Origin of the sequence: Streptomyces sp. NPDC050759 (genome assembly GCF_044456945.1) — a bacterium.
GTDB lineage: Bacteria > Actinomycetota > Actinomycetes > Streptomycetales > Streptomycetaceae > Streptomyces.
In genome coordinates this window covers 168,236-194,017 of the sequence record NZ_JBITGI010000008.1, presented here as the reverse complement: position 1 = coordinate 194,017, position 25,782 = coordinate 168,236, and the positions used below count along the sequence as shown (strand labels likewise).

The window sequence follows — 25,782 nt, the reverse complement described above, 5'->3', positions numbered from 1 at the left end:
GCAGCAGCGGTTCAAACGACCGGGCAGGGTCGGTCGTGCGCCATGTCGGCATCACCCGTGCGTCGGCGGCCGGAACGGACGACTGCACCTTAGGCGGCCGAGACGTCTTTTCCGGAACCCGGCAGTGTCCGGCATGTCAGAGTGCGCGCCGGTGACCTGTCAGTGCCGCGTAAAGAACGTGTAGGGTTCCCAGCGGTGTGCCGGGAAGCCTGGTCGGCGTTTGAGGACAAGTCTCTTCGCTGATCGGGGGTTCGCATCATGGTGCTCGTGGTGGTCTTCGGGGTGGCGCTGCTGATCGCGGTGCTGCTGTCAGGTCTGGCCGCCCGGACCGTGCTGTCGACGTCCTTTCTCTTCCTGGTCGGCGGCGCTCTCGTCAGCGATGGTTTCCTGGGGCTGATCCACATCACGCCGGACAGCGAGATCGTGTCCGTGACGGCCGATCTGGCGCTGTTCGCGGTGCTCTTCACCGACGGCATGCACGTCTCCTTTCCCAAGCTGCGCTCCAACTGGCGCAACCCGGCCCGCGCCCTCGGACTGGGCATGCCGCTCGCGTTCGTCGGCATGGCGCTGATCACGCACTACCTGGTGGGCCTGGACTGGACGACGTCGTTCCTGGTCGGCGCCGTGCTGGCGCCGACCGACCCGGTGTTCGCCTCGGCGATCGTCGGGCGCAAGGAGGTCCCGGCGAAGCTGCGGCAGCTGCTGAACGTGGAGAGCGGCATCAACGACGGGCTCGCTCTGCCGGTCGTGCTGATCCTGATCGCCGCAGCCGGGCCGACCTCCGGGCACGCCGAGGCGTCGCTGGGGAAGATCGCGCTCGAGCTGGTCCTCGGGCTGGCGTTCGGTGTCGTCCTGCCGTTCGTGGTGATCGAGCTCGTGCGGTTCCGGCTGCTGGGAGCCGAGCCCAAGCTGCAGCCGCTGCTGCCGCTGGCGATCGGCGTGATCCTTTACGCGACGTGCCACCTGACGCACGCCAACCCCTACCTGGCCGCGTTCTCGGCGGGCGCGGTGCTCACCGCGCGCTCACCGGAGGCGAAGGAAGCGTTCGAGCCGCTCGGCGAGGCGCTGGCGGAGCTGGCGAAGTTCGCGGCGCTGCTGGTGTTCGGTGCGCTGCTGACGCCTGAGTTGTTCGGGGACCTGTCCTTCGGCGGCTACGTCGCCGTGGTCCTGGCCATCGTTCTGATCCGCCCGGTTTCTCTGCTGCTCTCCCTGGTCGGTACCCGGTTCGACCGGCGGGAGAAGCTGGTCGCGGCCTGGTTCGGGCCGAAGGGCTTCGCGTCGGTGGTGTACGGCCTGCTGGTGCTGCAGGCCGGGACCCCGCAAGGCGAGGAGGCGTTCACGCTCATCGCCGTGTGCATCGCCTTCTCGATCATCGCGCACAGCTCCACCGACGTTCCGATCGCCCGCCTCTTCGACGTCGAGGACCTCGCCGGCGTACCCGGCGGCGACGAGTCCTCCCGTACCACCAAGGAGGCCGGCCATGTCGGCGTATGAACTCGTCGTGCCCGACCCGTACGTGTCCACCGACTACGCCACCGACGCGACCCTGCTGCCGGCCGAGCACAAACCACCCGCACTGCTGATCGTCAACCGGGACGACCAGCCGTACGCCGTCGTGCCCACGGTCGCGATGGGGGTCCCCCCTTCGGAGAGGCTGCCGCGTCGCAGGTTCCGCCGGCCGACGGTCGGACCGGACGTCGGCATCATGCACATCGCGGCTCTCATGGCCCGCACGCACACCCCACTGGTCACCCTCGTCGGACACGACAGCGACCGAACCTGGCCGGCAGGCGCCGTGACGGCCGCCCGCCTGCCGGAACGACTCATCGGAGGATCGTGAACGGCTGGCAGAGCTGGGCGGCGATCGTCGTCTTCGTCGCAACCTACGGCCTGATCATCAGCGAGAAGATCCACCGCGTGGGGGCAGCCCTCGGCGGTGCCGCGCTGATGCTGGCAATCGGCGCGACCGACGACAAGTCGGCCTTCTTCTCCGAGCACAGCGGCGTCGACTGGAACGTCATCTTCCTGCTCATGGGCATGATGATGATCGTCGGCGTGCTCAAGAAGACCGGCATGTTCGAGTATCTGGCCATCTGGTCGGTGAAAAGGGCACGGGCCAGACCCTTCCGCGTGATGGTCATGCTCATCGTGATCACAGCCATGGCCTCGGCCCTGCTCGACAACGTCACCACGGTCCTGCTCATCGCCCCGGTCACCCTGCTGGTCTGCGAGCGCCTCGGGCTGCCCGCCGCCCCGTTCCTGATCGCCGAGGTGTTCGCATCCAACATCGGCGGCATCGCGACCCTGGTCGGCGACCCGCCCAACATCATCATCGCCAGCCGGGCCGGCCTGACCTTCAACGACTTCCTTGTCCACCTCGCCCCGCTCTCCGCGATCCTGGTCGTCGTGCTCGTCGCTCTGTGCCGCTTCCTGTTCCGCAAGTCCTTCGTCTACGACGAGGCACGCGCCGAGGAGGTCATGGCGCTGGAGGAGCGCGAGGCCATCAAAGACCCACGGATGCTCGTCCAGGGGCTCGTGGTGCTCGCCCTGGTCGTCGTCGGATTCGTGCTCCACCCCGTGCTGCACTACGAGCCCAGTGTCGTCGCACTGCTGGGCGCCGGCCTGCTGATCGCGGTGTCCGCCGTGGAGACCGGGGAGGTGCTGGGCGAGGTCGAATGGCCCACCCTCGCCTTCTTCGCCGGGCTGTTCATCATGATCGGCGGTCTGATCGAGACAGGCGTCATCGGCGAGGTCTCCAAGGCCCTCGCCGACGCCATCGGCGACAACGAACTCGGCGGCTCCATGCTGCTGCTGGGCGCGTCGGCCGTGCTGTCCGGCATCGTGGACAACATCCCCTACGTCGCCACGATGGCCCCCATCACCAGCGACCTCGTGCAGTCGATGGGCGGTTCGGGCGACCACGTCATGTGGTGGGCCCTGGCCATCGGAGCGGACCTCGGCGGCAACGCCACCGCGATCGGCGCCAGTGCCAACGTGGTCGTCCTGGGCATCGCCGAACGCAACCGGCAGCCCATCTCCTTCTGGCAGTTCACCAAGTACGGCCTGGTCGTCACCGTCGTCACCGTAGCGCTGTCGGCGGGGTACGTGTGGCTGCGCTACTTCGCACTGGCGTGATCCGGAGGTGACGGACTGCATGGTCCCGTTTCCCCAGCCGAGGCGCGGGGTCCCCACGTCAGCAAGGGCGTGCGAGGTACGACGGGCCTCGGAGCCGGCACCGCGGCCGTCGCGGGGACGGGCGGGGGAGCCGGGGCGGGCCGGCTGACCTGGCGCCCGGGCGCGCCGCACGGGCCGGCACCTGTCGGGGCGGCAGGCCCTCACAAAGCCCTCTGCCGCTGGGCGGCACCCGGATATGGAGCGTGAACCTTGTTCCCCTGGCTGTGGCTGATCGGTTGGTCAGCATTCGCCCTTCCTCTGGCGATAGCCTCGTTGCGGGGCTGGGCACCCGGGCGAGTCCGACGTCGTACGAGCCCGTGGGGCATCCGGGTGCGAGGGGTGGCGCTGCTGGTGATCTGGATCGGCGGGCTGGTGGTTCCCATGCTGCGGTGGAGCGGGCTGGACACCGAGGACGCCACGTTTTTCGGCTCGATGGTGGAGGTCGGCGTGCTGATGTTCGCCGCCGGACTCATCGGCGGATCACAGCTCAGTGAGCGGTTCTACCGGCGGGCAGTGCGGTCTCAGGCAGCCAGGGAGGCACCCGGCAGCGGCGGGCCACCATGGTGAGCTCGGGTGCAGCCCGGCGAAATGGATGCCAGGACCTCGGCCTCCCGGAACCAGTCGGACCACGATGGGTGACCGGAGCGGAGTGATGCGTGTTCGAACAGGGCCGCTGCGTATGTTCCGCGTCAATGACCTGGCCCGCACCCCGAAACCGTACGACGCTGAGCACAGGACCATTTCCAGAGGAAGAGGAGCCCGCCGTGCGCGCTCGTGACCTGGCGGTCGCATACGAAACGGTGAGCGTCGACAGCGACGCCATGGACGCTGCCCGGCTGATGGCCGAGCACAAGCTGCCGGGCCTGCTGGTGCTTGACGAGCGGGGCGAGCCGCAGGCGATCCTTCCCGCCTCCCAGATGATCAAAGTGCTGGTGCCCGCCTACGTCGTCGAAGACCCGACCCTCGCCGCCGTCGTCGACGAGAAGCACGCCGACCGGCTCTGCCAGGCGCTGGCCGGCCGCCGCGTCGGGGACTGCCTGTCCAGCAAGGCGGCCCCGCCGCCGATCGCCGACCCCGACGACACCGCGCTGGAGGTGGCCGCGCTGATGGCACAGGTACGCAGCCCGCTCGTGGCGGTCGCCGAGAAGGTCAGAGCCCGACCGGGCGGCCGGGAGCCAGGCAGTACCCGCTTGCTGGGCGTGATCACGGCCTCGCACCTCCTGCACGAACTGCTGGGCGCCGCAGGAGCATTGAGCAGCACGTGACCACGCCGTGAAACTCGCGCGTGTGCCGACCGCTCAAGGCCGAGCGCGCAGGATCTCCCGGCACACCTCGGCGTCGATCCTTCTGCCCGAACGCTCCAGCGCCGACATGCCGCACCGCGGCGTGCCCTGCTCCAGGGCACGGCGGGCACCGCGTTCGAGGTGATGCCACAGCAGGGGATGAGTCCCACGAGCTCCCGGTCGAGCAGCATCAGCGCCCCGAAGAACACAGCAGATCACCAGGCACGCGCTGCCCGGTTCACTCTGGGGCCGGGTCCCATGACGCCCCCGGCTGCCGTTCGAACGCCCGCCGCAGCACGCGCCGCCGGGCTGTGGAGGTAACGCCGAGCCGCACCCTGTGTGCGTCGCGGACAAGGAGAGCCCGGCGGACGGTGCCGTACGAGAACGTCGTCTGCAGTCGGACATGCGTGATGCGGCTCAGGTCGACGGGGCGTATGCCTGTCAGGGTCCGCGCGGTCATTCTGGCCGACGAGCAGCGCGTCGGCGCGCGTTCCGCGCACAGCTCGACGAACAGCACAGTAAGGCCAGGGGACCAGTCACGAGCCCCACTGCCGCACCCGACCGGACCATGCCACCGACGGCGAAGGGCAGCACGAGCAGCGCCACGACCAGGCCCGTGCCCATGCGTGCCCGTCGGCGGACCGTGCCGACGTGGGGCAGCTCCCGGGGCAGCGGTGCCGGACGGGTGCGCGGCACCTCAGTGCTCCCCGTGTCCCGGGTCGGGGCGGGCCGCGTGTCGGGCGGTGGGGTCGGCGATCGGGTGGCGTGGGTCGGCGGCGCGGTTGATCGCCGACTCGACGGCCGCGATCCGGTCGGCGAGCAGGCCGAGGGTGGCCACCGCGCGGGTGAGTGGGTCGTCGTCCGGTCCGCCCAGGGTCTGGGTGCGGACGTACGATGCCTTCAACTCGGCCCAGCGCAAAGCCTGTTCGCGGGTGAGCGTGTCGCGCAGCTCCGCCAGTTTCAGCAGGTTGGCCTCGGCGCCTGTGGTGAGGGTCTGGGCCTCGGCCCGGTAGTGGTCGTCGATCAACGCTGACAGCTCGGTGTCGTTCATGACCGGCTGGATGCGCTGGGCGATCTTGTTCATGTTGCGGTAGGAGCCCTGGAGTTGGAAGGGCGGCTCGGTGCGGGTCCCGTCGGCCTGGGCCGCCGAGGCGATGTACGCGGCGTTCACCGCCAGGACCGTCTCGCGAGCCGTCAGCAGGTGGCGCAGCACGGCCAGGATCCGCTCCAGCTCGGCCGGGGCGTACGGGTGGGTCAGCCGGTCGGCGCGGGCTGTCGTGTCGCCCTCGGCCAAGCGGATCAGCAGGTCGAAATCCATGCGCTCTCGGCCGGCGAGCGGAGCGAGGACCGGGTTCGACGTCAGCGCGTTCTCGATGAAACTGAGCGCGAACGCGTCCTCCTTGCCGGTCAGGACGTCGCCGAGGTTCCAGACGTCGGCGCGGTTGGCGAGCATGTCGGGGACGCGGAAGCGGCTGCCGGACTCGGTGTAGGGGTTGCCGGCCATGCAGACGGCGAAGCGCTTGCCGCGCAGGTCGTAGGTGCGCGGCTCGCCGTCCCGGACGCCCTCGATGCGGCGGGTGGCGTCGCACAGCGGGATGAACTTCTGCAGCAGTTCGGGCGAGGTGTGCTGGATGTCGTCCAGGTAGAGCAGCGTGTTGTTGCCGGTCTCCAGTGCGAAGTTGATCTTCTCGACCTCCTGGCGGGCGGTCGCGTTCGGAGCCTCGGCCGGATCGAGGGAGGTCACCGCATGGCCGAGCGCGGGTCCGTTGACCTTGACCAGGATCAGGCCGAGGCGGTCGGCGACGTACTCCATGAGGGTCGTCTTGCCATAGCCGGGCGGGGAGATGAGCAGGAGGAGGCCGCCGGTGTCGGTGCGCTTGGACTCGCCTGTGGTGCCCAGCTGCTTGGCGAGGCTGTCGCCGACCAGCGGCAGGTACACCTCGTCGATCAGCTTGCTGCGCACGAACGCGGACATCACCGCCGGCCGGTACTCGTCCATGCGCAGGCGGGTGCGCTCGGCGGCCACCAACGCCGCACGGCGCCGCTGGTAGGCGCGGTGGGCAGGAACTTCTTGGGCGCGGAACTCCCTTGTGCGGGCCAGGAATTCGTCCACGCGGACCGTGAGCCTACGGCCGCTGATGCGCGGGTGGGCGCCCAGCAGCCCCTCGACGCTCTGGGTCAGTGTCGCGTCGGATTGGTAGCGGGGCAGGTCCGTGCAGAGCTCGGCGGCCACCGCCTCGGCCAGGTCGCCGGGGGTGGTCTCCGTGCCGGTCGCGGTGGTGTACGACGTCAGCCACGCCTCCACCAGCTGCCTGCGTGCGGCCGGGTCGGTGAGGACGGCAAGGTCGTCGTCGTAGGCCGATGTGCCCATCGTACGGCGGAACTTGTCGAGCAGCGTGCGGGTGCCGGCGCTGATGACGAAGCCGTCGGGCCCGCTCGTCAGCTCCTCGAAGAGGTAGGCGGCCGCCGCTTGTGTGCCGATCGCCTCCGCCAGTTCGGTCCGCAGGCCGTCGATGGCGGGCGTGAGCCCGAACGTGTCCCGGGCGCGCGCCAGCGATACCGCCCGCCGGGTCCAGCTCTCGCGCTCCTCGGCCGTCGTGCCGTGCGCCCAGAAGAGATGGGCGGCGGCGCGTGCGGCGGGCTCGTGGCGGAGCAGACCGGCGCCCTCGTGCAGGCGGAGAAGTGCGGCGAGGATCGCGGCCGCGTCGTGGTCGTGGACGCCGCGCTGGTAGCCCTCGTCGTATGCCGCCTCCGCCGCCTGCCGGACGACGGCGGGCAGGTCGGCCTCCGCGAGCGCGGCCGGGCCGTGTTCGTCCAGCAGACGGGCGGCGAGGTGCTCGGCGCGGTAGACCTCTGGCGACTCGGACGGCAGCGGGCGGTCCCAGTACGGCCGGGTGGCGGCGAAGTCGGGATCCGTGACCGGCGAGCGGTAATCGGTGCCGGTGAGCGCGAAGGCGAGGGTGTCGCCGTGCGGGACGAGGGTGAGGTCGAGTGGCTGGGTGTTGACGGCGAAGTGGTGGCTGCCCAGTCGGAGGGTGCGGCCGTCGTCGGTGTACAGGTCGGTGCGGTCGCGCAGGGCGCGCAACGCGTCCTGGCGGGCGGCCTTCAAACGGCCGTCCAGTTCCTCCGCCCTGACCTGGTCGCCGAGTTCGCGTAGCTCGTCGGCGAGGCGGCGGACCTTGCCGGCCATCGGGTCGGAGGTGAAGTACGTGGCGATCGCGTCCGCGTCGGCGAGCATGCCGGCGCGGCGGGCGACCGTCTGCAGGACGCGCCTCGCCGAGTCGGCCAGGCGCTCGGCGCGGCGGGCGCGGGCGTCGGCGAGGGTCTGCTTACGGGAGGAGAACGCCTCGTGGACCTCGTCGCGCTTGTCCGCCAGCTCGCCTAGGAAGTCGTCGAACTCGGCGAACCGGGACTCCAGGTTCTCCACCCGCACCAGCATGCGGGCGAGCTGCTCGTCACACCCCTCGGGACTGTCGGCAGCCGCGAGCGCGCCGATGACGGCCTGGCCGAGCAGCGCGAACTCGGCCGCGAACTCCGCGCGCCCCTCACGGTCGAGAAGCGCGCGGCGGCAGCCTTCGAGGGTGGCGCGGGCGCGGTTGATGCCGCCGAGGACCTCGGCGATCCGCTCCAGGACGGCCGTACGGACGGTGGCGTCGCCGATGCCGAGGCCGGCGACGACCTCGGTCACCGTGCCCAGTCCGTCGGCGAGGTCGTCAAGGCGGGCGGCGACGGGCGCTGCCTCGGCGACGGTGGCGATCGCCTCCGCGTCGGCAGCGAGCTGCTGGACGTCGGCCTGATGGCGAGCGAAGGCGTCCTCGCGCGCGAGGTGGGCGACGGCCCGCTGCCCGAAGGAGGCGAGGTCGGCCTCGGCGTCGGCGGCGAGTTCGTCGATGCGGGCGGTGTCCGCGTACCGCATGTCCTTGAGGGTGAGCAGGTGGCCCTGGGCGTGGCGCAGTTCGGTCAGGCCGGTCACCCAGGCTGCGGCGCTGCGCGGGGCCTCGCCGCGCAGGCGTCGAACGACCGCTGCTACCCGGGCGGCGGCTTCGGCCAGCGCGTCGGCGGCCTGGCGGGTGAGGGCCTGGACGGTTTCGAACTCGGCCAGCACCTGCTCGGCGGTGGTCCGCACCTGGGTGAGCGGCTCGACCAGATTGCCGAGTTCGGGCTCGCCCAGCCAGTGATGGGAGTCGGTGGTCCGGACGCAGGCGGCGGCCAGTGCCTCGTACACCTCCCTCGTCGGGGTGGTCTCGGTGACGGCGCGCGTGATGGAGAGGCAGTCGGAGATGCCGCGCACGAGGTCGGCGTTGCCGATCCGGGCGAGCGAGCCGGCGCCTGCCGGCCGGGCGGCGGCATGGGTGTCGGAGACGAACGGGGAGTTCCAGAGCTGGACGGGGTGGACACGCTGCGGTTCGTCGCTGTCGGCTCGCAGGACCACCAGTGTGCCGTCGTCGAAGAGGGCCCAGCCGTGGCAGGACAGCGGGCCGGCGACCTCCTTGCGGATCATGTTGTACGGCAACAGCAGACTGCGGCCTTCCACGCGCGCGTGGAAGGCGAAGAGAACGTCCTCGCCGTTGGGCGAGCGGACCATCCGCTCGAACTCCAGCCCCTCGGTGTCGAGCCCGTCGAACATCTTGTACCTGCCTGTGGCCAGGCAGTATCCGCCGGGGAAGACGATGCCCTGGTCCTCGGGCAGCCGACGGCAGGCCCGGCCGATGCCATCGAGGCGGACGACGCTCTTCGTGAGCGTGTTGAAGACCAGGTAGCGGTGGACGTCCTCCTTGTACGGGAGGACGTCCACCAGGATGAGAGCGCCCACGCGGGCGTACGCGATGTCGGCGTCGGCAAGGGACTGCAGCGGCTCGTCGACCGGCTCGGCGTACATCCCCTCGCCTGTCTCGGTGTTGTCCTCGACCTTGACGGTCAAGGTGCCGCCGACGGTCTCGACGAAGACCTCGCCCTCGATGGAGACGTGCGGGTGGCGGCCGAGGACGTGGTCCTCACGGGTCGTCTGCGTCCATGTGAAGTCGTGGGAGGGCGGGAAGACGTGGTCGCGCTCGCCGCGCGCGTCCAGGAAGGCCGCGGAGCCGTCGTCGGACAGGGCCCAGCGCAGCACGCGGATGTCGCCGGCCTTCTCGCCGGTCTGGAAGACGGCCAGCAACTTGCCTTCGACACGGCGTAGTTGCAGGAGGTGGGCCTGGCGGTAGTAGCGGTAGAGGGCGGCGAACTCCCGGACGAAGGCGGCGTCGTCGAGCAGGCCCGGCACGGCGTCCTCGGGAAGGCGGTTCAGGTCGCGGTCGTACAGCGCGAAGACGTCGCCCACCGTCGTCTCCGGCTCGGTCCCGAGGAACCCGAGGAGAACGTTGTGGCCGAAGAGCAGCGTGTCGCCGACGGAGACGATGTCGCGGGGCACGCAGGTGTGCTCGGTGCGCAGCCGCTCGGTGCTCGTCAGCTCCAGCCGGGTGGAGCCGAACTCCTCGGTCCGGCGGACGTTGAGCGTCTCGGCGCGGCGGGCGAGCTCGGCGGCCTGCGCGGTGAGCCGGTCGCGCAGCACCTCGTACGTGCCGGCTTCCAGACCGGTGGTCCCGGTGGTCATGGGGTCCCTCTCGGGTGTCGGAGAAACGTGGTCCGGAGCTGCCGTCCCCTGTGCGGCAGCTCCGGACCACGGGCCGGGGGTCGGGCCGTGGAGGCAGCTCGGGTCCTGGCATGCCGGTCGGGTCCCGGCGAGGGTCAGGCCCTCGCGCTGCCGTTGAGAGCGGTCAGCGAGGTGTCGGCGAGGCCCAGCTCGCCGGCCTTGTCCAGGAGCTGCCGGAACTGTCCGGCGTTCGCGCCGCCGTTGTTCATGAGCTTCATGAGCAGGGCGGAGACGGTCAGGTTCTGCATGTCGGCCGTGGAGACCGAGCCGAGGATGCGGCTGAGGTCGTCGGTGAAGCTGGAGGTGCCGTCCAGCCAGGGCTTGGCGAGCGCCTGGGCCGTTTCGGAGTGCTGGACGAAGCCGTCGACGCCCTTGCCGAGCGCGATCGAGGACACCAGCCGGTCGAAGAAGACCGAGTCCCCGCCGACGATGCTGATGTCGGCGTTCTCCAGCCCGGTGGCGAGCACCGTGGCCTGTGCCTCGGCGACCTGGCGCTGCACGTCCAGCCCTGCGAGGCGGATGTCTTTCTCGGCCTCCAGGCGCAGCCGGTACTCCTCGTGGCCGCGGGAGGCGTCGTCCAGGGCGGCCATCGCGGCCGCCTTCTCGGTGAGACCGGCGGCCTCGGCCTTCAGCTTCCCGCTGATGCCCTCTGCTTCGGCCAGCGCCCTGGCCCGCGCGCCGTCGGCTTCGGCACGCAGCCTGGCCTGGGTCGCTTCCGCCTCCGCGCGGCCGGCCTTCTCGATGACCTCGGCCTCCTTGTCGCGGACCTGGACGGCCGCGAGCCCCTCGGCGGCGGTCTCGGCCTGGATGCCCTCGGCGAGGCGCAGCTTGGCCTGTGCGTCGAGGTCGGCGCTCTTCAACCGAGCCTCGGCGAGGGTGAGTTCCTCGGCGGCGCGGTGGACGGCGGCCTGCTCGGCAGCCTCGGCGGCCTTGATGTCCTTGACCAGCTTCTCCTGCGCCTCGGCCTCGGCGGCGATGATCACGGTCTGCCGACCGCGCTCGGCCTCCTCCACGGCCCGCAGCTTCTTGATGGCCTCCTCCTGCTCGGCGACCGTACGGTCCACGGCGACCCGCTCGCGGATGACCTCGGCGATCTCCCGCTTCTCCGCCTCGACCTCCTTGGAGGCGGCGATCTGCGTCAGCTGCGTCTCCCGCTCCCGCGCGATGACCTCGAGCTGCCGGTCCTTCTCGATGCGCTCGTTCTCGACGGCGATGACCCGCTCGCGGTTCTTCGCCGCGACGGCGACCTCACGGGCCTGGTTCTCCCGCTGTATACCGAGCTGCTCCTCGGTCTTGAGGAACGCGCCCTGGGCACGCAGCCGCTCCTCCTCCATGACCCGCGCCGTCTCGGCCTCTTCGCGGGCCCGTACGGTGTCGATCTCCCGCTTCTGCTTGATCTCGGCGTCGGCCTGCCGGCGCTCCAGCTCCAGGATCGCTTCACGCGCGTCGACGTTCTGCCGGGTGATCTCCTTCTCCTCGGTGCGCTGGGCCTCGTTGGTGCGCACGTGCTCCACGGCCGTCAGCTCGGTGATCTTCCGGATGCCCTGGGCGTCGAGGACGTTGGCCGGGTCGAGCTGGGTCAGCGGCGTCTGCTCCAGGTAGTCGATCGCCGCGTCCTCCAGGTGGTAGCCGTTGAGGTCGACGCCGATGACCTCGATGATCCGGTACCGCAGCTCCTCGCGCTTGGTGTACAGGTCGGTGAAGTCCAGCTGCTTGCCGACGGTCTTCAGCGCCTCGGAGAACTTCGCGTGGAACAGCTCCTGCAGCGTCTTCTGGTCGCTCGCCCGTGCGGTGCCGACCGCCTGGGCGACCTTGACGACGTCCTCGACGGTCTTGTTGACCTTCACGAAGAACGAGATCCGGATGTCGGCACGGATGTTGTCCCGGCAGATCAGCCCGTCCTTGCCGGCCCGGGTGATCTCGATGGCCTTCACCGAGATGTCCATCACCTCGGCCTTGTGCAGCACCGGCAGAACGACCTGCCCGGTGAAGGTCACATCGACTTTGCGCAGCTTGGAGACGATCAGCGCCTTGCCCTGCTCCACCTTGCGGAACAGCTGGGAGACGACAAGTACGACAACGAGGCAGACGGCGACGAGCACGCCGATGCCCACGAGCATGGCAACCATGGCATACGTCCTTCAGGCGTAAGGGAGTTGAGCTGAAGAAGAAGGCCGGAGATGAGATCCGGCGACGTCGGGGGCTCAGGCGGCGCGGTCCCGCGGCTGGTGCAAGGCGACACGGGATGCGCCCCCATGGGGATCGCGGCTCCCGGCACCTCGTAGCCTGGTGCCGCCGCCCGTGCGAGCCTCGCTCAGCACGGACGGCGCGGGTTCATCCGGGAAAAGGCGGTGCAACGGCCGCACGATCAGGCAGGTCGTGGCCCAAGCGACCAGTAGAGCTCCCACGGGCACCACCATGCGCAGCAGCCCGGTGACAGGCCCGGGGGGCGCCAACACGGCAACCACAACTGTCGCGCCGACGCTCAAGGACCAGGCGAGCACCGTCAGCACGGAGAAGGCGACCGCCACGGGCACCCCGCCCATACGCCACGCCCGAAGGTCCACGTCCGTGTCGAAACTGTCGGCGCCGGCGACGCCCACGGCGGCCAGGAGCCAGAAGCAGACGACCACGACGAGCGCAGCGGTCAGCAGGATCGTGGGCAGGCCCGTGGCCGCTGCGAGAAATGTCTGCATCTCCTGATCCCCCTCTCCGCCGCGGTCTTTCATCAGTCGTCTCCGACGGCGCACGGTCGTTCCGGGCCTCGGTGCCGAGTACCTGCCGGTGTCCGGCACCGAGACCATCCGCCGTGCTCCCCGCGAGCCATGCTGCATGATCCGATCCCGAGCGCGCATTGCCGGTTCCCGGCAGTGTTCATTAGGGTCTGCATGCCGGTGGCCGCTAAGAAGCCGTCACCAGCGCGTCAAGAACCAGGGGGACGACGTGACCGAGCGGGAACTTCCCGAGCAGTTTCTGGACGGTTACGCCGAGATCCTGACCGAGGTGTCGGCCACCGGGCGACGCCTCACCCGGGACGAGATCGCCTCCCGCCGCGCCCTGGGCGAGCAGGCCGCCGAGGCCGGCCACGGGCTGCGCGCCCTCGTCAGCGCGCATCTGACCCGCGCCCGCACGGCCTGGCCAGGTTCACCCGGCTCCGCCGACGACGCGCTCGCCGCCGTGCAGCAGGTCATCGACGCCTTCGCCGAAGGCTACGAACGCGCCCAGCACCTGGCCGTACGCCAAGAAGAGGCCGCCCGCCGCGAGTTCATCGACGACCTCCTCTACGGCCGCAGCGACCTCGGCCGCCTCGCCGAACGCGCCGAACGCTTCGGCCTGCGCCTGTCCCACGCCCACGCCGTCGCCGTCGCGCAGGGCCCCGCCACCTACGACGAGGGCGACCCGGTGCCCCAGCAGGTGGAACGGGCGCTCATCTCCCGCTTCGGCGACCGCAGCATCCTGCTCACCACCAAGGACGGCCGCCTGCTGTGCGTCGCCCCCGGCCACCAGGACGAGGTCCTCGCCTACTTCGCCAAGCAGGCGCACGCCGCCACCGACGGCGGCCGGGTCGCCATCGGCCGCCCCCAACCCGGCCCCGGAGGCGTCGTCCAGTCCTACGAGGAAGCTCTGGGCGTCCTGGAACTCGCCGAGCGCCTCGACCTCGACGACCCCGTCCTGCGCGCCGCCGACCTGCTGGTCTACCCCGTCCTCACCCGCGACCGCCAAGCCATGGCCGACCTCGTCGCCGACACCCTGGGACCGCTCACCACCGCCCGCGGCGGCGCCCAGCCCTTATTGGACACCCTCACCGCGTATTTCGACTCCGGCTGCGTGGCCGCCGAGGCCGCCCGCCGCCTCACCCTCAGCGTGCGCGCCCTGACCTACCGCCTGGAACGCATCCACAAACTCACCGGTGCCAACCCCGCCGACCCGACCCACCGTTACATGCTCCAGACGGCCGTGATCGGAGCCCGGCTTCTGGACTGGCCGGCCAACGACGTCTGACACCGCCCGCCGCCACGGCCGGCCGCCGACAGCGCGTACGACGTCCACAGCCGTCCCCCCGCCCTCGATGGCCCGCGTCCACTCACCTCGAGCCCCGACCCCGCGGCATGCCGCACGGCCCGGCTACGCGGCCCCCAGCGCGTCGAGGGCCCCGGTCACCGTCCTCGTCAGTTCCCCGGCATCGGCGCCTGCGCGGGAGCGCAGATTGACTCCGTAGGCGAGCAAGGCCAGCAGGTCGGCCGCGGCCCCGGGGTCGGTGCCGGGTTTGAGCTGAGCCTTGGTCTCGGCGGCGACGAGTGCCGTGCGCAGCGCCTCCCGTAGCTCCCCGTGGTGCCGGTCGAGGACGGCCCGGATGTCGGGGTCACTGTTCTCGCCACCGGCATGGGCGTTGGAGACCATGCAGCCCCATTGGGCGTACGCGCCTGAGCAGCGGGCCTCGATCAGCGCGGCGAAGAAGTCGTGAACGGCGGGCAGGCCACGGTCGTCTCCGGCCAGGCGGCTGAACGCCGGACGGGAGCGTTGCTCGATGTACCGGCGCAGTGCGGCACGGTACAGCTCCTGCTTGCCGCCGAAGGTGGCGTAGAGGCTGGAGCGGTTCAGGCCGGTGGCCGTCACGACGTCCTGGATCCCGGTCGCTTCCACGCCCTGGCGCCAGAACAGCCGCATCACGGCGTCCAGGGCCGTGTCGGGATCGAAGTGTTTGACGTCCGGCATGTCTCAGTCCTCGGCATCTTGAAATGAGGGTTCCAAGATACCGCCCCGCCCGCTATCTTGAAACGGTCGTTCCGAGATAGCGGAAGACGACATGACCGGCGCCCCAGGAGGAACCTTCCGATGACCCTCAACGCCGAGCTGCACGCCTTCTACACAGCCCGCCAGCAGCAGATCCCCGCCGACATCCGGCAGATCATGCAGCGCGCCGGCCAGGAACTCGCCAACTCCGGTCAGGCCGACCGCGCACTGGCCGTCGGCGCACAGGCCCCTCTCTTCCATCTGCCGTCCGCGGCCGGCAACCCCGTGAGCCTGGCCGACCTGGTCAAGACCGGCCCCGTCGTCCTGACCTTCTACCGGGGCGCCTGGTGCCCCTACTGCAACATCGCCCTGCGCGCCCTCCAGCAGCACCACGACGAGATCACCGCACGCGGCGCACACCTCGTCGCGGTCTCTCCGCAAGTCCCCGACGAGTCCCTCTCCCTGGCCGAGAAGCATCAGCTCGCCTTCAGCGTCCTCAGCGACGTCGGCTCCGACACCGCCAAGCAGTACGGCCTCGCCTTCGACCTCCCCGACGACCTCGCCACTGTCTACGACAAGCTCGGCTTCGACCTCCAGCGCGTCAACGGCGGCCACCCGCGCACCCTCCCGCTGCCCGCCACCTACGTCATCGACCGCGACGGCGTCATCCGCTGGGCCTTCGTCGACGCCGACTACACCAAGCGCGCCGAACCCGCCGCCGTCCTGGCCGCCCTCGATGCCCTGGGCTGAGTGCCGACGTGGTGCGACATGGCCGCACCGCCGTCAGACACGGGCGAGTTCGGCGGCGCCGAACGACACGTCAAAACGGTCGCACCAGATGCTCACGCTGCGATAGTTCGACGGATCCACGTCACGGGGCAGGGCGTAGTTCTGACTTCCCTTGTTGCCCTTCAGCTTGCCGAGGCTGACGTACTTCCCGTCGTCGAAAACACGCCACCCTGACTTCCCCGGCTTCACCTGCGCGTCGGTCAACCAGACACGCAAGTCCGGTCCGTTGCTGGTGTCGAGGTTCTCCAGCCGGACGACATGGGAGCCGTCAGCCAGCCGTACGAGCTTCACCGCGCCCGAGGTCGCATGCTCGTGGCTGATCAGCTCACCACTGGCCAGCACCTGCGGGCCGGTGGCCGGGGAGGGCGGCGCGAGGGTCTCTTCCGAGGGCGCCGCAGCAGGAGCGGACACGTCCGCGACCCCGGGCAGGGCCTCTTGGACGGTCTCGTCCTGCCACAGCTTCCAGGGCTGAAACCAGTACAGCCCGAGGCCGACTGCGCCAACCGCCACCACCACAACCGCGATGACCCACGGCCCGGTCAACGCCTTCCGCACGCGCCCCATCCCCGCTCGCCTCCTGAGATTTTCCTGTTGCGCTCCCATTCAACGGGCACGGGCGGCCCGTACCCCACCCCGCAGCTGATGACGAAATACTTACGTCGCGTCGTCGGCCATGGGGGCGGAGCGGGAGGCGTCCCACCTCCTGTTCGAGCGGACGCCCCCTTCGGGCGGCCGGTGTACGTCGTCCACTTCGACAGGCGCTCACCGGACGGCACCATCAACATGAGCCGGCACAGCCAGACCGGCCAGGGCTTCGGCTACGTCGAAGCGATGACCCTGGAGCTCGATCGCCTCGCGCCCTCCTTCGCACGGGTGGTCGTGGGCGTGGCGATCCACCAGAACAGCGGCCCCAAAACCTTCGGCGACCTGTCGAACGCCGGAGTTCTGGTCGTCGAGGGGTACCGGGAGCTGTTGAAGGACGACTTCGCACAGCTCTCCGATCACCGCCGCGACGGTCGCGGAGTTCACCAGGGACGCCTCCGGAACGTGGGAGTACCGCGAGATGGTCCGAGGATTCGACAGCGATCCCGTGATCTTCACCGCCGAGATGGGCAGCACCCCACAGCCCTGACCAAGCAGCAGCGCAGGAAGCGTACGACCGTCATGGTGGTGCCCTCGTGGACCCCTGGGACCGAAGCGCCAAGCACCCGGAAACGGCTGAAGCCACCGGTGCGCGGTATCCCCGCAGATCCGCTCCCGGCGCGGCTCACGTCGTCTGCGGCCCGCCGGACTCCGGGCCCACAGGGACGCTCGCGGAGTGCGACCGCCTGGGCGACGGCCGGGCCGACTGCTCCGCCACGCAGCGCCTGAATGGCGTGCACGTGCAGTTGCTGACCGATCCGGATGGCCGACCGCCGTGGATCTCAGCCCGGATGCCCTTCCGTTCGTCGGCGGATTCGCTTGGCTCAGGAGCCCCCGATCATGCCTCGGCCAGGGGAAGCGTCACTTCGAAGCGGCAGCCGCCGGGGACGTTGCGCACGGCGGCCTGGCCCCGGTGAGCCTCCACGATGCCCCGGACGATGGCCAGGCCGAGGCCCGCACCGGCGGGAGGAGTACGGGCATGGGTACCGCGCCAGCCGGTGTCGAAGACCCGCGGCAGGTCCTCCTCGGGGATGCCGCCGCAGCCGTCGGTGACGGACAGGACGACTCCGTCGGAGAAGCGCTCGGCGGTGACCGCGACGGTACCGTCGGAGGGTGTCCGGCGGATCGCGTTGACCAGCAGATTGCCCAGCACTCGGCTCATCTCCTTGCCGTCCACCTCGACCGGCACCGGCTCGACGCGGTCGCCGACCAGCCACACCCCGTACTCGCGGGCGAGGGCGTCCGCTCCCGCGAGGGCGTCGCCCACAAGGTCGTACACCGACATGCGGGAGGGGGAGAGGGCGAGCGCACCGGCGTGGATGCGGGAGAGCTCGAAGAGGTCCCCGACCATGCCGTTGAGGCGTTCGACCTCGGTGCGCATCTGGCGGAGGTAGCGGTGGGGGTCGGCGGCGACGCCGTCCTCCAGGGCCTCGGACATGGCGCGCAGCCCGGCGAGGGGAGTGCGCAGGTCGTGCGAGATCCAGGCGACGAGTTCGCGTCTCGATGTCTCCAGGGCGCGCTCGCGGTCGCGGGACTCGGCCAGCTTCGCACTGGTGGTGGCCAACTCGCGGCTGAGTGCGGCCAGTTCCGCGGTCGCCGAGCCGTCGGGGGCCGCGAAATGGCCGCCGTCGCCGAAGGAACGGGCGGCGGCGGTGAGTGCCCGGCTGCGGGCGACGACCCACCGGCCGAGCAGCAGCGCGGTGACCAGGGAGACGACGGCCGCCATCGCCACGACCGTGGTGACGACGCTCAGGTCGTGCGGGGACAGGAACATCGCCCACGCCACGGCCAGTGTGCCCGCGAGCATGGCGGTCACGGCCACGGCGGCGACCACGGCGAGGGACGCGGTCAGCGAGCGTCGCCGGATCAGCCACAGCACACCCGCCCCGAGCAGTCCGGCCGCGAGAGCGCCGAGGAAGGCGAAGAGGGCGATGAGGAGGGTGTCGCTCACGGTCGGACCGCCTCCTCGCAGGGCGTCGCGTCGAAGCGGTAGCCCACTCCCCACACCGTCTGGATCAGCCGGGGCCGGGCCGGGTCGTCCTCCACCTTGCCCCGCAACCGGCGGACGTGGACGGTGACGGTGGACAGGTCGCCGAAGTCCCAGCCCCACACCTCGCGCATCAGCTCTTCGCGGCTGTAGGCGCGGCCGTGGTTGCGCAGGAGGAAGGCGAGGAGGTCGAACTCGCGGAGTGTGAGGCTGAGCTCGGCGCCGTTCTTGGTGGCGCGGCGGGCTGCCGGGTCGACGGTGACTCCTGCCGCGTGCACGGGGCGAGCCGCGACGGCGGGCCGGGTCCGGCGCAGTACCGACTCGACCCTCAGGACCAGCTCACGGGGGCTGAAGGGCTTCGTGACGTAGTCGTCGGCGCCCACTTCCAGGCCCAGGATCCGGTCGCCCTCGTCGCCGCGGGCGGTGAGCATGATGACCGGCACGGGCCCGCGGGCACGTATCCGGCGGCACACTTCCAGGCCGTCCATGCCGGGCAGCATCAGGTCGAGCACCACCAGGTCCGGCCAGTGCGCCGCGGCCCGCACGAGCGCGGAGTGACCGTCCCCGGCCACGTCCACCTGGTACCCGGCGCGGTCGAGATAGCCGGAGACGACCTCGGAGACGGTGGGGTCGTCGTCCACGACGAGGACGCGGGTCGTACCTCCCTGCCCACGTGGAGCATGTCCGGAGTCTGGGGATTCGTGCGGCTGCTGCATGCCCCCAGCTTCCCACCGGCTTCATTGCCGTGCGGCAGGGGCGCCCCGGCGTCCGCGTTTCGTAAGACCTGGACGCCCGTTTCGCCCTTTCCTGAATCTGGCCGTTCTCGCGACCAAAACGCTCCCGCCGTATGCCGTTGCCGTGTCACTGGACGGCGCCTGAGCTCGGGAGGCGCCGGCGTCGCGACACCCCTGCTTGCCTCCCCTCGCACAAGCCAGAGTGGTGCCGTGTGCGCGGGTAGGAGGTGGCGCTGACGGCGAGGGCCGGGAAGATCCGTCCGGAGAAGCGGTGACCCGGTGGCGCTTCTCCGCGGAGGCTTGAGCCGGGTCTCCATGGTCACCATCCCGTCAGCAGCAGGTGGTTGAGGAGCAGGGCGAGGGTGGCCTGTGCGGTGAGCCAGGCGCGGGGTCGGTTCAGGAACGCGCAGGCCGGGAGCAGCCACATCGCGAACGGCAGCCAGATGCGCTCTGTTTCCGCTTTGCTCATACCGGAGAGGTCGGCGGCGAGGAGCGCGAGCAGGGCGGCGAGGACGAGCAGGGCGAGGCGGGGTTCGGCGGCGGAGCGGCGCAGGCACGTGCGAAGACCCTGGCGGATGGGAGCCGCACCGGCTCGTCGCAGCCCGGCCACCGTCGCCGGACCTACGACGAGTGCCGTGCACGCGAGGTTCGCCCACACCCAGTAGCCGTAAGGGCGGATGCCGGCGGCCCCTTGGTAGTAGCGGGTGACCAGCAGGTGGTACGCCTCCCACCAGTTGAAGCCCGCGAACGTGAAGACGGCCGGGACGACGACGAATCCGGCGAGGACGTAGGGCAGGGGGCGGAGCCGTCGGGAGCCGAGCAGCAGGACGCCGGCGGCAATCACCGCGAACAGTGTCAGCCCGTACGAGAGATACGCGGTGAGGCCGAAGAAGAGCCCGGAGGCGAGGGCTGCCGACCGGGGCCGGTGTCCCGTGACCGCGAGGGCGAGGAACGCGATCGCCCAGGCGGCGACCGCAGCGAAGTACCCGTCCGCGGAGGTGCCCATCCATACGGCGGCAGGGGCCAGGACCAGGAAGGGCGCGGCACGGCGGGCGAGCGCCTCCCCGGCCAGTGTTCGTACGGTGATGAGGACCGCCACTGCCGCTGTCGCCCCGACGGCGATGCACCAGACGCCTGCCCAGGCCCCGCCGCCCAGCCCGATCCGGTCGAGGAGGACGAAGGTGAGGGTGGCCGCGGGGGGATGTCCGGCGACGTGCGCGGGCCAGGCGTCGGGTGAGTGGATCAGGATGTGGTGGGTGAAGTCCCGCAGGGCGGCGGGGATGTCGTGGAAGCGGTTGACGGGGTCGATGACCTGGAGGTACTCGTACTTGGTCGTGAGCCGCCGGGCGATTCCGCGCTGCCATCCGTCGACCAGGGCGAGCGAGAACGTCCACGCCATGGCGGTGCCCCAGGCGGTGCACAGCAGCGCGCGCCAGGGCAGCCGGGCGGCGAGGAGCGGCCCGTACGCGACGACCACGACGGCCACCATGATCGCGGCGGGGGTGCCGGGGCCGACATGCGGCTCCCAATGGCCGTAAAGCGGCGGCCAGCTGACATGAAGGCTCCCGTAACGGTGTTCCAGGACGGTGCCGATCACAGCCGCCGTCGTGACAAGCAGCGCTGCGGCCAGGGCCGCGGACAGATCGCGGAGAAGATCGCGGTTCACACCGGCACGCTAGGCGAGGGAAGGCCGGATGCGACTCCGGTGAGCCTGGACGTCAGCATTTCGTCATGAGTTGTGGGCCCCGTCCGCGGTCCGTACCGGCCTACGGTCGGGACATGCGCGACCATCGACTCCCCACCTCCCCCGGTTTCTGGCGCAGTCCGCTGCGCAGCCCCTGGTTCACCTCCGTGCTCGGTATCGTGCTGCTCGTGGGGATCACGGTGCTCTTCACCACGGGCCTTGTGTCGTACGCCGCCTACAACCCTGGCCTGTCGCCGGTGAACGACAAGACCCCGGACAAGGGCCTGCTCGGCTTCTACCTCTTCGCCTGGCCGACCGACCCGCCCTGGCTCTACCGACTCACCCAGGGCGTCCACGTCACCCTGGGCATCGCGCTGATCCCCGTACTGCTGGCAAAGCTGTGGTCGGTCCTGCCGAGACTGTTCACCCTGCCGCCCGTGCGATCGCTCGCGCATGCGCTGGAGCGGATCTCGCTGCTACTGCTGGTCGGGGGCGCGCTGTTCGAGTTCACCACGGGCGTGCTGAACGTCCAGCTCGACTACCTCTTCCCCGGCTCCTTCTATCCGCTGCACTTCTACGGCGCCTGGGTGTTCTTCGCGGCGTTCGTGACGCACGCGGTGCTGCGGGTGCCGGCCGCGGTACGCAATCTGCGTCACCTGCGCGACGAGGAGGGCGGGCTGGTCTCCCCTAACCCCGCACCGTCCACCGTCTCGCGCCGCGGCGCCCTCGCCTTCGTCGGCGGCGGCTCCCTGCTCCTGCTGGCCACGACGGCGGGCCGGAGCTTCGACGGACCGCTGCGGGCAACGGCTCTGCTCGCTCCGCACGGCGGCCCCGAACCGGGTTCGGGACCCGGCGGCTTCCAGATCAACAAGACGGCCGCGTCGCGCGGGATCAGCATGACGGAGACGAGTGACGAGGCGTGGCGTCTGGTCGTCGAGGGGCAGGGGCGGACGGTCCGGCTGAGCCGGGCAGAGCTGCTGCAACTCCCGCTGTACAGCGCGGCGCTGCCCATCGCGTGCGTGGAAGGCTGGTCGACCTCCGACCAGTGGTGGCGGGGCGTACGCCTGCGGGATCTGGCGGCGCTCGTCGGGTTCGAGAGCGGCGCGGCGCCCGACGTCATGGTGGAGTCGCTCCAGCGGCACGGGGCGTTCCGCCGGGCCGCCCTGCGCGACAACCAGGTGCGCGACCCGCGTTCCCTGCTCGCCCTGTTCGTCAACGGCGAGCCGCTGACCCCGGACCACGGCTACCCGGCGCGGATCATCGTCCCCGCGGCGCCCGGCGTGCTCAACACCAAGTGGGTGGCACGGATGACGTTCGGAGACCTGTGATGCGACGACGTGTGATGCGACGGCTTGTGGTGCGCCCGCGTGTGGGCAGCCCGCTGCAACTCCTGCTTCTGGCCTGTTCGTTCGCGCTGGCAGGGTATGCGGGCGTGCGACTGCTCGCGGACGACTGGCTCTCTGTCGTGCTGTGGTTCGTGGGCGCGGCACTGGTGCACGACCTGGTGTTGCTGCCCCTGTACGCGGGCGCGGACCGGGTCGTCGCGCGGGGGCTGGGCGTGGTCGGCCGCCGGGAGTGGACGGTCTACGTGCGCGTCCCGGCGGCGTTCTCCGGCCTGCTGCTGCTGATCTGGTTTCCGCTGATCAGCGGGCAGGTGGCCGACCACTACAGCTCCGCCACCACCCTGTCCGGCGACGCATTCCTCTCTCGCTGGCTTTTGATCACCGCGGTGCTGTTCGGCGGCTCGGCGGTGATGCTCCTGCTGCGGTCCCTGCGGTCCCTGCGGTTGCGCAGGGCCACGAAGGAGCGGCCGCCGCTCGTCCACTGACGCTCCGGGCGCCAGCCGGCGCGTGTCGCGAGCCGGAGCAGGGCCGATGTGCCGAGACGGGCCCAGGGGAAGGGCGGACCGGCCGTGCCGTGAGCGCCGGCGGTGATGCTCACGACGTGGACGGTGACGCGTTCGTCGACCTCACTGTCCGGGACCGTTTCGGTGATCAACAGGCCTTTCTGGCTGAGGAGTTGAGACATCCGCCGGAGGAGGGCGGTCGGGTCGCCGCCGATGCCGATGTTGCCGTCGATGAGGAGGATCGTGTCCCAGCGCCCTTCGGCCGGGAGCGGCTCGAAGACGGAGCGTTGCAGAGCCTGGCCGCCGAGCCGCACGGTGCGGGCGACGGCGGCTTCGCTCACGTCGACGCCGAGCACCCGCCGGCCCCGGGCGGCGAGTTCGGCGACGAGCCGCCCCGGACCGCACCCCACATCGAGTACAGCGCCTTCGCAGTGCTCCAGAACATCCATGTCCGCCGCGTCGGCCCTGGCACACCAGCGTTCCACCTCCAGCGGCAGCAGCCAGCCGTCGGCGCGACGAAGGAAGAGCGGGCCCCGGCCGGTGACCAGGGCCTCGGAGTAGGGGTCGGCAGCCCAAGGGCGCGCGGCGCCCATCGCCGCAACAGGCGCGAGGCGATCCATGGCGATCGCCCTCGGCGACGCGATCTCATGTGCGGTGCTCATCGACCGACAGCCGCCCCGAGACGCCCCAGTTCGGCGGCGAAGCGGCTTTCCGGCACAGCCGCGGCGACCGCCTCCGCGTCGCCGACGGTGTCCACGTCTCGCAGACGGGGCAGCTCGCGTACGCGCAGACCCGCCACGGCGAGCCGTTCACGCTGCACGGCACCCGTCGTGGGCGTGGACATCGGCACACCCCGCAGCAGCTCGGGGTCCGGGTGGGCGAGGCCCAGCGCCCAGAAGCCGCCGTCCTCGGCCGGCCCGAAGTACGCGTCGCAGTCGGCGAAGTCGACGGTGAGCAGTGCGGGCGTCACCTGGGGGGTGTCCATGCCGATGAGCAGCGCGGGTCCGTCACAGCCGGCGAAGGCGGCGGCCAGCCGCTCGTCCAGACCTCCCGCGCACTGCGGGACGACGTCGAAGCCGGGAGGCAGCCAGGGTCCGGGAGCGCCGTCGAGTACCAGCACGCGGCGCCGGGCGGGTGTGGCCGCCACCGCGCACAGGGTGTCCACGAGTGCCGCCTCGGCGAGCGCCGCCGCTTCGCGAGGCGTGAACGGCGGGGTGAGCCGGGTCTTGACCCGTCCTGGCCGCGGTTCCTTGGCGATGACGAGGAGAGTGGTCACTGAGCGGTTCCTCCTGGGAGTACGGCGAATGAGTCGGCACCTGCCCCGTCCGGGGGCACCGGTGGTTCGGCCAGGACGCGGCTCATGTCCCGTACCGCCTGCCAGGTTCCGCGCCAGGTACCGGTGACCTTGGAGGCACCGGTGCGCGGCAGGTAGGGCACGTCGTGCTCGACGACACGCCAGCCGGCGTCGGCCGCGCGCACGACCATCTGCAGTGGGTAGCCACTGCGGCGGTCCGTGAGTGCCAGGGCGAGCAACTGTTCCCGGCGGCCGGCACGGAGTGGGCCGAGGTCGTGCAGGCGCAGCCCCGTGCGGCGGCGCAGCATCCGTGCCAGCGCCACGTTGCCCAACCGGGCGTGCGCGGGCCAGGCGCCCCGGCCCTGCGGACGGCGCCGCCCCAGCACCAGGTCGGCCTCACCGTCGCGCACCTCGCGCACGAAGGGCACGAGCAGGGACGGGTCGAGGGAGGCGTCGCAGTCGCAGAAGCACACGATGTCCGCGGTGGCCGCGGTCAGCCCGGCGTGACAGGCGGCGCCGAAGCCGCGGCGCGTCTCACGCACGACCGTCGCACCGAGGTCGCGGGCCAGTTCCGGCGAGCCGTCCGTGGATCCGTTGTCCACCACCAGCGCGCGCCATGTGGGCGGGATACGGGCGAGCACCCAGGGCAGAGCCTCGGCCTCGTTCAGACAAGGGAGCACCACGTCGACAGTCGCCGCGGTCATCCCCGCTTCCGATCGCGTTACAGGAGAGGTCGTCACGGCTTTTACCCTACGAAGACAAAAGGTATGTAAGGGACTTCGGCTTCTTACGAAACGCGGACGTCGAGGAAGGGAGCAGAGCACCGAAGTGCGGCCGACGCAGTCGGTATACCCCGGCGACCAGCTGCCGCTCGACAGCCGGTGCGTCGGCCGAGCGCCGTCCGCCTCCTCCGCCGCGACCACGACAGACCCGGTCGAGTACTACTCCTCGCGCAGCCCTGCGCTCGCGAACTCCCGCATGCCCTCCTCGAAGCCGACCTCGGCCTTCCAGCCCAGTTCGGCCCGCAACCGCGACGAGTCGGCCGTGATGTGCCGTACGTCCCCCAGGCGGTACTCCCCCGTCACCACTGGCTCGGGCCCGCCGTACGCGGACGCCAGCGCCCACGCCATCTCGCCGACCGTGTGGGGCTCCCCGCTGCCGGTGTTGTACGCCGCCAGCGCTCCGGCAGGGGACTCGTTCTCGAGCGCCGCCACATTGGCCGCCGCCACGTCCCGTACGTGCACGAAGTCCCGCCGCTGGCCGCCGTCCTCGAAGACACGCGGTGCCTCACCGCGGGCCAGCGCGGACCGGAAGAAGGACGCGACCCCCGCGTACGGGGTGTCGCGTGGCATGCCCGGCCCGTACACGTTGTGGTAGCGCAGGGAAACCGCCGAGCCGCCCGTCGACCGGGCCCAGGCCGAAGCCAGATGCTCCTGGGCCAGCTTGGTCGTCGCGTACACGTTCCGGGGATCGACCGGAGCGTCCTCGCCGACCAGCCCCGGCGTCAGCGGCTCCTCGCACCGCGGGCACCGGGGCTCGAAACGCCCTGCGGCCAGATCGGCCACGGCTCGGGGGCCGGGTCGTACCGTCCCGTGCCGCTCACACCCGTACGAGCCCTCGCCGTACACGACCATCGACCCGGCCAGTACGAGCCGCGCCACCCCCGCGTCGGCCATGGCGGAAAGCAGCACCGCGGTACCGAGGTTGTTGCGCGACACGTACTCGACCGCGTCGCCGAACCCCTTCCCAAGCCCCACCATCGCCGCCTGATGGCACACGGCGTCCACGCCCGGCAGAGCGGCCGCGACCGCCTCCGCGTCGCGTACGTCCTGGCCGTCACGAAGGTCGAACACGACCGCCTCGTGCCCCCGTGCGGTCAGCGCTTCGACGACATGACACCCGATGAACCCGGCTCCGCCGGTGACCAGTACTCGCATAAGCGAACGCTAGGAGCTTGAGCACCCCGCACGGCAGAGCTGTCCGGAC

The 25,782-nt window shown here is 70.9% G+C and carries 20 protein-coding genes and 3 pseudogenes; 11 read left to right on the top strand and 12 right to left on the bottom strand.

What is annotated here, in order from left to right:
• Nucleotides 1-258: 258 nt before the first annotated feature.
• The 5 genes from ACIBJB_RS24330 (at nucleotide 259) to ACIBJB_RS24310 (ending at nucleotide 4,439) form a co-directional block, all read left to right on the top strand.
• Complete coding sequence (locus ACIBJB_RS24330; protein WP_398933213.1) at nucleotides 259-1,494, top strand: cation:proton antiporter; 1,236 nt, start codon at nucleotides 259-261, stop codon at nucleotides 1,492-1,494.
• Nucleotides 1,481-1,840, top strand: a complete 360-nt coding sequence (locus tag ACIBJB_RS24325) for a hypothetical protein (protein ID WP_398933212.1) — start codon at nucleotides 1,481-1,483, stop codon at nucleotides 1,838-1,840. The genes ACIBJB_RS24330 and ACIBJB_RS24325 overlap by 14 nt, the downstream gene beginning before the upstream one ends.
• Complete coding sequence (locus tag ACIBJB_RS24320) at nucleotides 1,837-3,135, top strand: SLC13 family permease (protein WP_398933210.1); 1,299 nt, start codon at nucleotides 1,837-1,839, stop codon at nucleotides 3,133-3,135. The genes ACIBJB_RS24325 and ACIBJB_RS24320 overlap by 4 nt, the downstream gene beginning before the upstream one ends.
• A 378-nt stretch (nucleotides 3,136-3,513) precedes the next feature.
• A complete protein-coding gene (locus ACIBJB_RS24315) occupies nucleotides 3,514-3,741 on the top strand; it encodes a hypothetical protein (RefSeq protein ID WP_398933209.1) in 228 nt (75 codons plus the stop codon).
• Nucleotides 3,742-3,938: 197 nt separating this feature from the next.
• Entirely contained in the window at nucleotides 3,939-4,439 is a 501-nt protein-coding gene (locus tag ACIBJB_RS24310; RefSeq protein WP_398933208.1) for a CBS domain-containing protein, read from the top strand.
• A gap of 715 nt (nucleotides 4,440-5,154) precedes the next feature.
• Here the strand turns inward: ACIBJB_RS24310 and ACIBJB_RS24305 are convergent.
• From ACIBJB_RS24305 to ACIBJB_RS24295, 3 genes are all read right to left on the bottom strand, one after another.
• The gene (locus tag ACIBJB_RS24305) at nucleotides 5,155-10,047 is read right to left on the bottom strand and encodes a DNA repair ATPase (RefSeq protein ID WP_398933207.1); all 4,893 of its coding nucleotides are present in this window, start codon (nucleotides 10,045-10,047) and stop codon (nucleotides 5,155-5,157) included.
• A gap of 134 nt (nucleotides 10,048-10,181) precedes the next feature.
• Nucleotides 10,182-12,215, bottom strand: a complete 2,034-nt coding sequence (locus tag ACIBJB_RS24300) for a flotillin family protein (protein ID WP_398933206.1) — start codon at nucleotides 12,213-12,215, stop codon at nucleotides 10,182-10,184.
• 75 nt (nucleotides 12,216-12,290) lie between these two features.
• Nucleotides 12,291-12,782, bottom strand: coding sequence for a hypothetical protein (locus ACIBJB_RS24295; RefSeq protein WP_398933205.1), 492 nt, complete (start codon nucleotides 12,780-12,782; stop codon nucleotides 12,291-12,293).
• Between the two features lie 247 nt (nucleotides 12,783-13,029).
• Between ACIBJB_RS24295 and ACIBJB_RS24290 the strand changes: the two genes are divergently transcribed.
• Nucleotides 13,030-14,088, top strand: coding sequence for a PucR family transcriptional regulator (locus tag ACIBJB_RS24290; protein ID WP_398933204.1), 1,059 nt, complete (start codon nucleotides 13,030-13,032; stop codon nucleotides 14,086-14,088).
• Between the two features lie 123 nt (nucleotides 14,089-14,211).
• Here ACIBJB_RS24290 and ACIBJB_RS24285 read toward each other — a convergent pair whose 3' ends face one another.
• On the bottom strand, nucleotides 14,212-14,802 hold the full coding sequence (locus ACIBJB_RS24285; RefSeq protein ID WP_398933203.1) for a TetR/AcrR family transcriptional regulator: 591 nt from the start codon (nucleotides 14,800-14,802) through the stop codon (nucleotides 14,212-14,214).
• Between the two features lie 120 nt (nucleotides 14,803-14,922).
• Here ACIBJB_RS24285 and ACIBJB_RS24280 point away from each other — a divergent pair, with 120 nt between their 5' ends.
• Nucleotides 14,923-15,570, top strand: coding sequence for a peroxiredoxin-like family protein (locus ACIBJB_RS24280; protein WP_398933202.1), 648 nt, complete (start codon nucleotides 14,923-14,925; stop codon nucleotides 15,568-15,570).
• Between the two features lie 33 nt (nucleotides 15,571-15,603).
• On the opposite strand, the gene ACIBJB_RS24275 is transcribed toward ACIBJB_RS24280, so the two are convergent.
• Nucleotides 15,604-16,173, bottom strand: coding sequence for a DM13 domain-containing protein (locus tag ACIBJB_RS24275; RefSeq protein WP_398933201.1), 570 nt, complete (start codon nucleotides 16,171-16,173; stop codon nucleotides 15,604-15,606).
• Nucleotides 16,174-16,320: 147 nt separating this feature from the next.
• On the opposite strand from ACIBJB_RS24275, the pseudogene ACIBJB_RS24270 reads away from it, so the two are divergent.
• Together ACIBJB_RS24270 and ACIBJB_RS24265 are read left to right on the top strand one after the other, a co-directional pair.
• Nucleotides 16,321-16,741 (top strand): annotated as a pseudogene (locus ACIBJB_RS24270) (TerD family protein); the annotation flags it as partial.
• Between the two features lie 172 nt (nucleotides 16,742-16,913).
• Nucleotides 16,914-17,057, top strand: a pseudogene (locus ACIBJB_RS24265) (IS5/IS1182 family transposase); the annotation flags it as partial.
• A gap of 32 nt (nucleotides 17,058-17,089) precedes the next feature.
• Here the strand turns inward: ACIBJB_RS24265 and ACIBJB_RS24260 are convergent.
• From ACIBJB_RS24260 to ACIBJB_RS24250, 3 genes are all read right to left on the bottom strand, one after another.
• Nucleotides 17,090-18,202 carry a sensor histidine kinase gene (locus ACIBJB_RS24260; protein WP_398933200.1) on the bottom strand — a complete coding sequence of 371 codons (1,113 nt, stop codon included), beginning with the start codon at nucleotides 18,200-18,202 and terminating at the stop codon, nucleotides 17,090-17,092.
• Complete coding sequence (locus ACIBJB_RS24255) at nucleotides 18,199-18,954, bottom strand: response regulator transcription factor (RefSeq protein WP_398933199.1); 756 nt, start codon at nucleotides 18,952-18,954, stop codon at nucleotides 18,199-18,201. The genes ACIBJB_RS24260 and ACIBJB_RS24255 overlap by 4 nt, the downstream gene beginning before the upstream one ends.
• A gap of 337 nt (nucleotides 18,955-19,291) precedes the next feature.
• Nucleotides 19,292-20,638, bottom strand: a complete 1,347-nt coding sequence (locus ACIBJB_RS24250; RefSeq protein ID WP_398933198.1) for a hypothetical protein — start codon at nucleotides 20,636-20,638, stop codon at nucleotides 19,292-19,294.
• A gap of 113 nt (nucleotides 20,639-20,751) precedes the next feature.
• Here ACIBJB_RS24250 and ACIBJB_RS24245 point away from each other — a divergent pair, with 113 nt between their 5' ends.
• Nucleotides 20,752-21,984: a molybdopterin-dependent oxidoreductase gene (locus ACIBJB_RS24245; RefSeq protein ID WP_398933197.1), complete on the top strand. Its 1,233-nt coding sequence runs from the start codon at nucleotides 20,752-20,754 to the stop codon at nucleotides 21,982-21,984.
• Complete coding sequence (locus ACIBJB_RS24240; protein WP_398933196.1) at nucleotides 21,984-22,484, top strand: hypothetical protein; 501 nt, start codon at nucleotides 21,984-21,986, stop codon at nucleotides 22,482-22,484. Before ACIBJB_RS24245 ends, ACIBJB_RS24240 begins: the two co-directional genes overlap by 1 nt.
• Nucleotides 22,485-22,672: 188 nt before the next feature.
• On the opposite strand, the pseudogene ACIBJB_RS24235 reads toward ACIBJB_RS24240, so the two are convergent.
• The 4 genes and pseudogenes from ACIBJB_RS24235 to ACIBJB_RS24220 all read right to left on the bottom strand — a co-directional run.
• Nucleotides 22,673-22,951 (bottom strand): annotated as a pseudogene (locus ACIBJB_RS24235) (class I SAM-dependent methyltransferase); the annotation flags it as partial.
• Nucleotides 22,952-23,160: 209 nt separating this feature from the next.
• Nucleotides 23,161-23,778: a DUF2064 domain-containing protein gene (locus tag ACIBJB_RS24230; protein WP_398933195.1), complete on the bottom strand. Its 618-nt coding sequence runs from the start codon at nucleotides 23,776-23,778 to the stop codon at nucleotides 23,161-23,163.
• Entirely contained in the window at nucleotides 23,775-24,500 is a 726-nt protein-coding gene (locus tag ACIBJB_RS24225) for a glycosyltransferase family 2 protein (RefSeq protein WP_398933194.1), read from the bottom strand. Before ACIBJB_RS24225 ends, ACIBJB_RS24230 begins: the two co-directional genes overlap by 4 nt.
• A 237-nt stretch (nucleotides 24,501-24,737) precedes the next feature.
• Nucleotides 24,738-25,733 carry an NAD-dependent epimerase/dehydratase family protein gene (locus ACIBJB_RS24220; RefSeq protein ID WP_398933193.1) on the bottom strand — a complete coding sequence of 332 codons (996 nt, stop codon included), beginning with the start codon at nucleotides 25,731-25,733 and terminating at the stop codon, nucleotides 24,738-24,740.
• Between the last annotated feature and the right edge of the window lie 49 nt (nucleotides 25,734-25,782).